Source organism: Aestuariivivens insulae, from assembly GCF_022662195.1.
Taxonomy (GTDB): Bacteria; Bacteroidota; Bacteroidia; order Flavobacteriales; family Flavobacteriaceae; genus Aestuariivivens; species Aestuariivivens insulae.
Genome location: NZ_JAKMCS010000015.1, coordinates 83,489 through 94,387 on the forward strand (window position 1 = coordinate 83,489; position 10,899 = coordinate 94,387).

The 10,899-nt window shown below is 37.3% G+C and carries 8 protein-coding genes; 4 read left to right on the forward strand and 4 right to left on the reverse strand.

What is annotated here, in order from left to right:
• Positions 1-299 precede the first annotated feature (299 nt).
• From MR062_RS15275 to miaE, 3 genes are read left to right on the forward strand one after another with little or no spacing between them, the layout of a single operon-like run.
• Positions 300-2,033 (forward strand): DNA polymerase III subunit gamma/tau, encoded by a 1,734-nt coding sequence (locus tag MR062_RS15275; RefSeq protein ID WP_242205833.1) that lies wholly within the window; start codon positions 300-302, stop codon positions 2,031-2,033.
• Positions 2,026-2,610, forward strand: a complete 585-nt coding sequence (locus MR062_RS15280; protein ID WP_242205835.1) for a DUF4738 domain-containing protein — start codon at positions 2,026-2,028, stop codon at positions 2,608-2,610. The genes MR062_RS15275 and MR062_RS15280 overlap by 8 nt, the downstream gene beginning before the upstream one ends.
• A gap of 2 nt (positions 2,611-2,612) precedes the next feature.
• Positions 2,613-3,194 carry a tRNA-(ms[2]io[6]A)-hydroxylase gene (gene miaE / locus MR062_RS15285; RefSeq protein WP_242205837.1) on the forward strand — a complete coding sequence of 194 codons (582 nt, stop codon included), beginning with the start codon at positions 2,613-2,615 and terminating at the stop codon, positions 3,192-3,194.
• Here the strand turns inward: miaE and MR062_RS15290 are convergent.
• The 4 genes from MR062_RS15290 to MR062_RS15305 all read right to left on the reverse strand — a co-directional run bounded on the left by MR062_RS15290 (position 3,191) and on the right by MR062_RS15305 (position 7,581).
• Positions 3,191-3,721 (reverse strand): porin family protein, encoded by a 531-nt coding sequence (locus tag MR062_RS15290; protein WP_242205839.1) that lies wholly within the window; start codon positions 3,719-3,721, stop codon positions 3,191-3,193. The genes miaE and MR062_RS15290 overlap by 4 nt on opposite strands.
• A gap of 99 nt (positions 3,722-3,820) precedes the next feature.
• Positions 3,821-4,726 (reverse strand): Ppx/GppA phosphatase family protein, encoded by a 906-nt coding sequence (locus tag MR062_RS15295; protein ID WP_242205841.1) that lies wholly within the window; start codon positions 4,724-4,726, stop codon positions 3,821-3,823.
• Between the two features lies 1 nt (position 4,727).
• Entirely contained in the window at positions 4,728-6,791 is a 2,064-nt protein-coding gene (gene ppk1 / locus MR062_RS15300) for a polyphosphate kinase 1 (RefSeq protein ID WP_242205843.1), read from the reverse strand.
• Positions 6,792-7,092: 301 nt separating this feature from the next.
• Positions 7,093-7,581 (reverse strand): SixA phosphatase family protein, encoded by a 489-nt coding sequence (locus MR062_RS15305; RefSeq protein WP_242205844.1) that lies wholly within the window; start codon positions 7,579-7,581, stop codon positions 7,093-7,095.
• Between the two features lie 410 nt (positions 7,582-7,991).
• Between MR062_RS15305 and MR062_RS15310 the strand changes: the two genes are divergently transcribed.
• Positions 7,992-10,899: HYR domain-containing protein (locus tag MR062_RS15310; protein ID WP_242205846.1), on the forward strand; the 2,908-nt coding region annotated here is incomplete at its 3' end.

Consider the following 10,899-nt stretch of genomic DNA (forward strand, 5'->3'; position numbering starts at 1 on the left):
TTCCAACTTTCGTCATTACCAGGGCGTATAGCCACTAAGGATTTCTTGTGGTTTGGGTATTACTGGACTTACAGATTGCTTCGCTCTGCTCGCAATAACATAAACACTTAACCTTTACTAAGGTTTACGTTAATTATTTTAACCTCTTTAAATACTTAAAACATTAAGTACCCTAAACTAATAACCTGTTAATAACTCCTTTTAAATTCTGAATCCACAATTAAGAATTAAGAATTGAATTTTTAACTTTGTTACATCTAGCAATAGCATCATAGGATGTTGGACTAAATTGATTAAAATTGGAGCACTTCGTTGTATCGGCACGTAAATATAGACCCCAATCCTTTAGGGATGTTGTGGGGCAACAGGCTATTACCAATACATTACTAAATGCTATAGAACATAATCATTTAGCACAAGCCTTGTTGTTTACAGGGCCTCGTGGTGTAGGCAAAACAACCTGTGCCCGCATCCTGGCTAAAATGATTAATAGTGATGGCAATGAAAGTGGCGACGAAGATTTTGCCTTTAATATTTTCGAGCTTGATGCCGCGTCGAACAACTCGGTTGATGACATTAGAAACCTAACAGACCAGGTTCGTATTCCACCCCAAGTTGGTAAATATAAAGTCTACATTATAGACGAGGTACATATGCTATCGCAAGCTGCATTCAATGCGTTTCTAAAAACATTGGAAGAGCCGCCTAAGCACTGTATTTTTATTTTGGCTACCACTGAAAAACATAAAATTATCCCAACCATTTTATCACGTTGTCAAATATTTGATTTTAAACGGATTACCGTTAGGGATGCTAAAGAATATTTAAAATATATAGCAGAGCAACAAGAGATCAATGCCGAAGATGATGCGTTGCATATCATTGCTCAAAAAGCAGATGGCGCCATGCGTGATGCCCTGTCTATTTTTGACCGCGTCGTTAGCTTTTCTGGTAAAAACCTAACCAGACAAGCCGTTACCGAAAATCTTAATGTATTAGATTACGAAACCTATTTTACAAGTACCGATTTAATTTTAGAAAATAAAATACCCGAGCTACTCATACAATTTAACAAAACACTGGGACAAGGCTTCGATGGACATCACTACATTGCTGGACTGGCCTCCCATTTTCGGGATTTGCTCGTATGCAAAACACCTAAGACCATAGAGCTTTTAGAAGTTGGCGAGCAAACCAAGGATAAGTATTTACAGCAATCGCAAAGAGCACCTCAGGAATTTCTCTTAAAAGGCATTGAACTGGCTAACGAGTGTGACCTCAAATACAAAACCAGTAAAAATCAGCGGTTACTCGTTGAGTTATGTTTAATGCAATTAGCCTCTATCACTTTTGATGGAGAAAAAAAAAATAGTAAACATTACATAATCCCCCCCTCTTATTTCAAGAAAACAGGAATAACCCCTATTCCGGTAGCCAAACCAGAAATTAAACAGCACAATACAAATCCTGTACAACAAGAGGATAAAACAGAAGAAAAAGTCACTACCAAAGCAACAGCGTCTGCTTCAACTACAGTTTTAGAACGACCAAAAATTGTTTTAAGCAGGGAAAAGAAATCTACTTCTGGGCTATCGTTAAGCAGTATAAGAGCAAAGAAAGAACATCAAATCAAACAAATTGATGTGGTGGTCGATGAAGAAAACTTGCCAAAAGAGCCATTTACCGAAGATGCACTTGTTTCTACTTGGCACACCTACACCCAAGAATTAAAAAATAAAGGCAAACACAATTTGGCGTCCATTTTGTCTATAGACACCCCAAAAGTTAGAGACACTACCATTTATTTGGAGTACCCCAATGAAACTAACAAAAAGGAATTATTGGCCAATCAATACGAATTACTTTCCTTTATTAGAAAGACACTTAATAACTATGCAATAGATTTAGATATTACGGTGAATGAGGAAAAGGAAAAACAATATGCATACACTACTATTGATAAATTCAATAAATTGAAAGAAAAAAACCCCAATATAGAACTATTAAAAAAAACCTTCGGATTAGATGTGTAAGTTATTAAAAATAAGCACCATACCAATTATTTTGTTTTTTACCATAACTACTTTAATGAATTGTGATGGCAGAGACAGAGCATATAAAAGTAATGCCGAAATACTTAAACAACACAACCTCCTAAAAGATTTTTCCCGAAAAATTGAATACACACCTAATTCTTATACTGAAATTTATACTGATACTATTTTAAATAATAAGTTTAGAATAAAATTAAAGTACTATTCCCTGGCTCAAGATTCAGTAATTAAAAACACTTTAAAAAACGGTATAGACATTACACACCATTATAATAATTTTGAAGCCAAATTAAATATCTCAAATGAAGGAACAACAATTTTAAATACGACCATAAATAAATCCTTCTTTAAGAATTTTGTACATGATGCCTTTTGGAAAGAAGCCATTATGCAGTCTTTATGGATAGATTATGAATCGGAAGCAAAAAACAGTATTAACATAAATGTTTCTTTTTGCATACCAGAATCATTTATATGTAAAGATTATGCTTTGGTAATAGACAACTTTGGAACTATAGAAATACAAGAAATCAACCTATCACAAATTAATATTTAATCATGCTTGGCTTAAAGTTACCTACAGATCCACGTTGGGTTAATATCGTTGAAAAAAACATAGAAGAAATATTAACCGACCATGCCTTTTGTGAGCAAAAGGCAACAAGCACCGCCATTTCATTAATGGTGAGCTTCCCTGAATATACGGAGTTAGTCCAGGAAATGGTTGCCCTGGTTAAAGAAGAAATAAGCCATTTTAAAATGGTCCATGATAAAATTATAGAACGAGGTTGGGTATTGGGGAGAGATCGAAAAGATGAGTATGTCGTTCAGCTCACTAAGTTTTTCCCTAAAGGAGGCAGTCGAACCACCCAATTGGTACATCGTTTATTATATGCAGCCTTAATTGAAGCCAGAAGTTGCGAACGGTTTAGATTACTTTCTGAAGAACTTAATGATAAAGAACTTGCCGAATTCTATAGAAAGTTAATGGTAAGTGAGGCCAATCACTACACTATGTTTTTAGGCTTCGCCAGAAAATATGGCAATAAAAAAGAAGTTAACACCAAATGGCAGCAACTTCTTGAATATGAAGCCAAAATCATGTCCAATCTCGGTAAGTCCGAGACCGTGCATGGTTAAAATTTATATCCGAAACCAAATTGAATGTTCGTGTTCTTTCCTTCAAACGACATGTAATCCTCAAGAACATTCGAAAATCCATAAGTATAACGTGCATCCAAGAACAAGGTATGGGATAACTTAAACTCAATACCTCCTACTCCAGAATACGCAAAGTTTTTAATGCCATCTTCATGTTCATGGACTTTTACACCTACTTGTGGCCCTAGACCCAAATAAAGCTTTTCGCTCAATCTAAATTTAAAAACTGCTGGAACTTGAATATAATCCAATCTAAATGCTTTGGTTTTTGCGCCTTCAGAAGAAAACTGTAACTCTGGAGCGAATGCCACAGATTTAGACAGACCAAACTCTCCAAAGAAACCAATCATGAATCCGTTTCTATGCTGGTTACTAAACGTTGCATCAGGATCAAAATCCATATTAGAAATGTTTAAACCAGCACGTACGCCGTATTTAGTATCTTGGGAAAACCCGTAAAAAGCAGTAAAGCCTACGAGTAAAACTAAAAGTAGTGTTTTTTTCATAATCAATAAATTTGGGTTTATGTTAATAGCAAACGATTAAAAAACGAATATATATTTTTTTGTCAAAAAAAGAATATTTTAAAGGTGAATTGCAAAATTTTACTGTGTATTACTCGAAACAGTATCATAATATATACTTTTAATAATGCCGTCGGCCAATCCAATTTTAGGCACATATATATGCTTGGCACCACTCCATTTCATGGCAGATAAGTAAATGCGCAAAGCGGGTATAATAACGTCGGCCCTGTCTTGGTTTAAGCCCAACTCTACAATCCGCTCCTCATAAGAATAACTTTGCAAAGTGTCGTAATACGAGGTTAAATAAAAGTAAGTTAACGGTTTACCCAATGCCTTACCAGATATTTTAAAAATCTTGTTAATGTTACCTCCAGAACCTATAACTGCTATTTTTTCATAAGCTTGAACGTTAGCCTTTATCCATTGTTCCAGTTCAATCCAAGACTCCTTTAACACCATATCGTTTAACAGTCTAACCGTACCAATTTTAAAAGATCTAGATGTTACTGGTTTTCCCTTATCAAAAAAAGTAAACTCCGTACTTCCCCCACCAACATCTACATAAAGGTAAGTTTTGTTAGGGTCTATATACTTATGAAGGTCTGTTGCAGCAATTATAGCAGCCTCTTCTTCTCCATCAATAATATCTATGCTTATGCCAGATTCGTTTAGAACTCTTTCTACCACCTGCTTACCATTTTGCGATTCCCGCATAGCCGAAGTAGCACAAGCCTTGTACTTAACCACTTTATGAGAGGTCATTAACAGTTTAAAAGCTAACATGGTATCTAACATACGTTGCGTATTTCCCTTTGAAATTCGCTGTTTTAAAAAAACATCGGCTCCTAAACGAATGGGAACACGTACCAAAGAGCTCTTTTTAAACTGAACCGGTTTTCCCTTTTGTTCAATAACGTTGGCAATAAGAAGTCGCACAGCATTGGATCCTATATCAATAGCTGCGTATTTTTTAATTGAGAGCATATTATTCTTCTAATTTTTTTTGATAATAATCATAAATTGCGAATTGTGATCTTACCCTTTCCTTATTATCTACTTTATAATTATTATTTTGTGAAGCATCCAGAACTCTGGCTTTAACATTATCGCTCCAGCTTATATTGAAATTATCAATGATTTCCTGTTTAATATCGTCATCATAGATAGGACAACTCACTTCTACCCTATTATCTATATTTCTAGTCATCCAATCTGCCGAAGAAATGTAAACTTTAGGATCTCCATTATTGCCAAAGATATATAATCTGGAATGTTCCAAAAACTTATCAACTACACTTAATACCTCAATATTTTCACTCATACCTTCAACTCCTGGAATCAAGCTACATATCCCCCTAACCATCATTTGTATTTTAACCCCAGCCCTACTGGCTTCGTATAATTTATCGACCATAACGTAACTGGAAATACTATTCATTTTTAGCCTTATAAAACCATTATTATACTTTTTGGCATTGGTAATTTCATCATCAATCAATTTAAAAATAGCTCGTTGGGTATAATGAGGTGATGTAATTAAATGTTTATACTTATATATTTTATAATTGGCATTAAAGAAGCTAAAGATTTTATTGACATCCTTAAGAATGCTCTGGTTGGAAGTAAACAACGTATGGTCTGTATATATCTTAGCTGTCGATTCGTTAAAATTACCCGTACTAATAAACCCATAGCGCATCAATTTTTTGCCTTCCTCACGTTCTACAATACACATTTTACTATGCACTTTTAATCCTGTTACACCAAAAATAAGCTGTACGCCTTCATCCTTCATTTGTTGCGCATAATTAATGTTAGCTTCTTCATCAAATCGCGCTTGCAGTTCAATGGACACTGTTACCGCCTTACCGTTAATGGCTGCATTTATCAAAGCACTAGCTACGTAAGAAATTTCAGCCAAACGGTAAATCGTAATCTTTATGGTCTTGACTTTTGGGTCTAAGGCTGCTTCCCTTAAAAACTTCACCACATAAGAAAAGGTATGGTAAGGAGCATACAGCAAATAGTCTTTTTTAGCTATAGCTTCAAAAATACTGGATTCTAAACTTAATCCCTTAATGGGAAGTGCTTCTATCTTATCGTAAAGCAAATCTGTTCTCCCTAAACTAGGGAAATTCATATAATCACGTCTATTATGGTACCGTCCTCCGGGAATAATACTATCGGTATCATCAATTCCCATTTTAGACATCAAATATTGCAGCGTTTCTTGATCTATAGTTTTATCGTAAACAAATCTAACAGGTTCCCCAATTTGTCTGTGTTTAACACTGTCTGAAATTTTTTCTACAAAGCTTTTACTTAAATCGCTGTCAAAATCCAGCTCACCGTCACGCGTTATTTTAATCATGTGGGCAGAAATACTTTGGTAATGGAATATGTTAAATATATCTGCCAAACAATGCCTTAACAGATCATCTATCATGATGATATAGTGCTTATCTCCCTGTTTAGGCAATACTACAAAACGGTTAATACTCTTTGGAATCTCTATTAGTGCAAATTGCCTGCTATCGTCTTCCATGACCATTCTAACAGCTAAATAAGCGGCACTATCCTTAAGGTTTGGAATAGAAACAGAATCGTTTAATATAATGGTCACCAAAGCGGGGCTAACATTTTTTATAAAGTACTGGCGTAAAAAATCGTGTTGCTTGCTGTCTATCTGGCTTTCATCTATAATATAAATGCCTTCCCTTTCTAAGTCTTGCGTAATGGTTTGTAATATATCCAAACTTTCACTTTGTTGGTCTATTACAATTTTGGTTATAATTTCAAGCAATTCCTTTGCCCTTATCCCGCCTAATTCGTTTTTTGCCCCTTTACCAGCTTCCACAATACGCCTGACCGTGGCATAACGAACCTTAAAAAATTCATCCAAGTTATTCGAAAAAATCCCCAAAAACCTCAAGCGTTCAATTAAAGGCACTGTTTCATCCGATGCCTCTTGAAGCACCCTTGCATTAAACTGTAACCAACTTATCTCCCTATTTATGTATTTATTTTCTATGGCAATCGCAGGAATCATATTCAAACATTTATGTACACAAATATATTGTATTTAATACTAAAAGTTTAAAGGAGTCTTTATTAATTAATATGGATTAAGAAAGAAGGGTAAGCGATTGATTATTGTCCTATATTGTTTGAAGTTACTTTCTCATTAATACTATATGCGTTATCCGCTCTATGGGGCTAAGTCGTTTAGTTTTTATTGCAAGCTGTTACTGAGTTATTTGATGAATCTCCAAAAAACTACTTATTTACATTGGATCCTGCGACTGAGATTTTTACACTTAAACCTCTCCTGCAAAGTCCTTGACTCAATACTAGCCTTTCAAGTCCCTAGGAAATATCGTTTTAATGGTTTCCCCTTGTTTAAGGTCATTCCACGATTCAATATCAAACGCTATGATAACAACACCACATGTTGGCACATTATCAATATATGCATTACCATAGGTATTAACAAATGCTGTTATGGCGTGGTTATGCCCAAATACCATTAAGGTATCAACATAAGAGTTGCAGTCCTTTATAACCTGCGTTAAATTGTATCCTGAAAAATCGTACAAATCATGATTAAATTGAACAATATCTCTTTCGATATTTAAAGTTTCTATAAACGTATTGGCTGTTAATCGTGTTCGTGTAGCATCACTAACCAAGACCAAATCTGGTTTTAAACCACTACCAACCATATGGTTAGACACTAATTTAGCATCGTTCTCACCACGTTCATTTAAAGGTCGTTCATGGTCAATAACATTATATTTCCATGACGACTTGGCGTGTCTTATTAAGATAAGTTTTTTCATATTATTCGGTAAAATGTTGTTTTTTATCGATAAAAAGTTGCTTTTATCGATAAAAAGGGTTTAATTTGTCAATTAAGATTTATATTAATATGACCTTTAAGTGACCAAATTAAGACATTTATATGTTAAATAAAGACAAATATGACACTTAGGTGCCTGTTGTCGACTTTTTGTGTGATTTAACATATTTTTTTGAAATAATAATAACATATATGTTGCTTTGTATAGCTATTAACTGAAACCATGACCCCAAATCTGATTTCACATATAAAGTTTTTAATGTCGTCATGCTACGACATTTTTCCCTCATTACTTTTTAATAATAACGAAACATGTTTGTACCTCAAATAATTGGTACAACCATAATTTATATATAAAAGTTGCTAAAGTCAATACAAATCTACAAGCTTATGAAAACTAATACCTTTAGTCTATTATTAAAAGCTAAAAAGCAAATAATAAAACATTTATTTCTTTTAGTTTTTCTGTTTACCGGACTTACTTATACCAATGCACAGTGTACTATAGACACAGCTGCTACTGGTGGTGACAATATAATGACGGGTACAGAATTACTTGCCTATATTAATGATCCTGTTAATAATTGTACAGGCACCATTACAATCGCCAGCCCTGTAGATATTATATTATCTACCGATTTAACCATTCCTGAAACAATTGACAGAATAATTATTGAAGATGGCGGTCAAATATTATGGGACAGTAATAATGTTGGTTTGTATTTAGCTGAAAACACAGCCATTGTAATTGAAAACACAACAGATACCGGTAAGACAACAGGGGCTTTGGGTTCAACCTCTTCTTCTTGTAGTAACACAAGAGCTATATATATAGGTTCTGTCAAATATACAGCATGTACTGGTGGAGGAAATGTTTGTGTTATTTTTTCAGAAGTAATTGAAGCTGGAGGAACAATTCAATTAGATCCAGATTTTGCTATTGTAAGCGGTACAGATAATGAAGTATGTTTTGGCCCCTTAAATGTAGAAATAGAACTTAATGGTTTTGTAGATGGCACTCCAACTTATCAATGGGAACAAATCTCAGGCCCTGGCACTGTTACATTCTCTCCAGACGATGCGGCTATTACTACTATTACGGTAACCGATCCTGGAACCTATGTGCTTAGAATTAATGTAAGAGTTCCTCTAAGCGCCGATTGTTTAGACACTTTTGTTGATGTATTTACTGATATTGAAATCGTATTTGCTGACACTATAACTGCTGGTATTATGTCCATAACTCCTGGCAGTGGAGGAACATGTAATCTAGCTGTTGATTTTACTGGATCTGCAACTAATGCTGGTCCTAATTCCACATATCTTTGGGATTTTGGAGATGGCAATAGCAGTACCCTGCAAAACCCTTCACATGTTTATGCTCAAGGAGGAGATTACAACGTTACCTTCACAATTACTGATCCTGATGCTATAGCTGATTGTAATACAGCAAGTGCCTCAGACAGTATAACAATAACAGATGTATCCCCAACAATTACCTGTCCTCCCTCAGTTAATGTTTTTGCTGATAATGGATTATGTACTGCTTCTAATGTAGATCTTGGTAATCCTACTGTTAATGATGATTGTGATATAAGTGATTTAACAATTACAAACGACGCACCTATTTCTGGTGAATTTCCTATAGGCACCACTACAGTAACATGGACTGTGGAAGATGCTTCAGGTAATACAGACACTTGTGAGCAATTAGTAACTGTAACAGACAACCAGGCACCTGTGTTCGATTGTTCCTCACTGGCACAGATTGACCTTAACTCGGATTCAGATACCGTTTGTTCCAACAGCACTGACGTGACCGCTCCGGTGGCCGTTGATAACTGCGACGGGAACATTACAGCCGTTGGCTCAAGAAGCGACAATGCCGCCATAAACGATCCGTGGCCTCTGGGCACGACAACCATCACATGGACCTTTACGGATTCCAATAACAACCCTACCTCTTGTACCCAAGATGTTGTGGTTACCGACAACCAGGCCCCTGTGTTCGACTGTAACTCTCTGGCTCAGATTGACCTTAACTCGGATTCTGATACCGTTTGTTCCAACAGTACCGACGTGACCGCCCCGGTGGCCGTTGACAACTGCGACGGGAACATTACAGCCGTGGGTTCAAGAAGCGACAACGCGGCCATTAACGACCCTTGGCCCTTAGGTACGACAACCATCACATGGACATTTACGGATTCCAATAACAACCCTACCTCTTGTACCCAAGATGTTGTGGTTACCGACAACCAGGCCCCTGTGTTCAACTGTAGCGATCTGGCTCAGATTGACCTTAACTCGGATTCTGATACCGTTTGTTCCAACAGTACCGACGTGACCGCCCCGGTGGCCGTTGACAACTGCGACGGGAACATCACAGCCGTGGGTTCAAGAAGCGACAACGCCGCCATTAACGATCCGTGGCCTTTGGGCACGACAACCATCACATGGACATTTACGGATTCCAATAACAACCCTACCTCTTGTACCCAAGATGTTGTGGTTACCGACAACCAGGCCCCTGTGTTCAACTGTAGCCATCTGGCTCAGATTGACCTTAACTCGGATTCTGATACCGTTTGTTCCAACAGTACCGACGTGACCGCCCCGGTGGCCGTTGACAACTGCGACGGAAACATCACAGCCGTGGGTTCAAGAAGCGACAACGCCGCCATTAACGATCCGTGGCCTTTGGGCACGACAACCATCACATGGACCTTTACGGATTCCAATAACAACCCTACCTCTTGTACCCAAGATGTTGTGGTTACCGACAACCAGGCCCCTGTGTTCAACTGTAGCGATCTGGCTCAGATTGACCTTAATTCCGATTCGGACACCGTTTGTTCCAACAGCTCTGACGTGACAGCTCCCGTGGCCGTTGACAACTGCGACGGAAACATTACAGCCGTGGGTTCAAGAAGCGACAACGCGGCCATTAACGACCCGTGGCCCTTAGGTACGACAACCATCACATGGACATTTACGGATTCCAATAACAACGTGACCACTTGTACCCAGGACGTTGTGGTTACCGACAACCAGGCCCCTGTGTTCAACTGTAGCGATCTGGCTCAGATTGACCTTAATTCCGATTCGGACACCGTTTGTTCCAACAGCACTGACGTGACCGCTCCGGTGGCCGTTGACAACTGCGACGGGAACATTACAGCCGTTGGCTCAAGAAGCGACAACGCCGCCATAAACGATCCGTGGCCCTTGGGTACGACAACCATCACATGGACCTTTACGGATTCCAACAGCAACGAGGTTTCCTGTACTCAGGACG

Coding starts and splice junctions, on each gene's coding strand:
- MR062_RS15280 (WP_242205835.1), top strand. CDS start 2,026: ATGTGTAAGTTATTAAAAATAAGCACCATACCAATTATTTTGTTTTTT.
- miaE (WP_242205837.1), top strand. CDS start 2,613: ATGCTTGGCTTAAAGTTACCTACAGATCCACGTTGGGTTAATATCGTT.
- MR062_RS15290 (WP_242205839.1), bottom strand. CDS start 3,721: ATGAAAAAAACACTACTTTTAGTTTTACTCGTAGGCTTTACTGCTTTT.
- MR062_RS15295 (WP_242205841.1), bottom strand. CDS start 4,726: ATGCTCTCAATTAAAAAATACGCAGCTATTGATATAGGATCCAATGCT.
- ppk1 (WP_242205843.1), bottom strand. CDS start 6,791: ATGATTCCTGCGATTGCCATAGAAAATAAATACATAAATAGGGAGATA.
- MR062_RS15305 (WP_242205844.1), bottom strand. CDS start 7,581: ATGAAAAAACTTATCTTAATAAGACACGCCAAGTCGTCATGGAAATAT.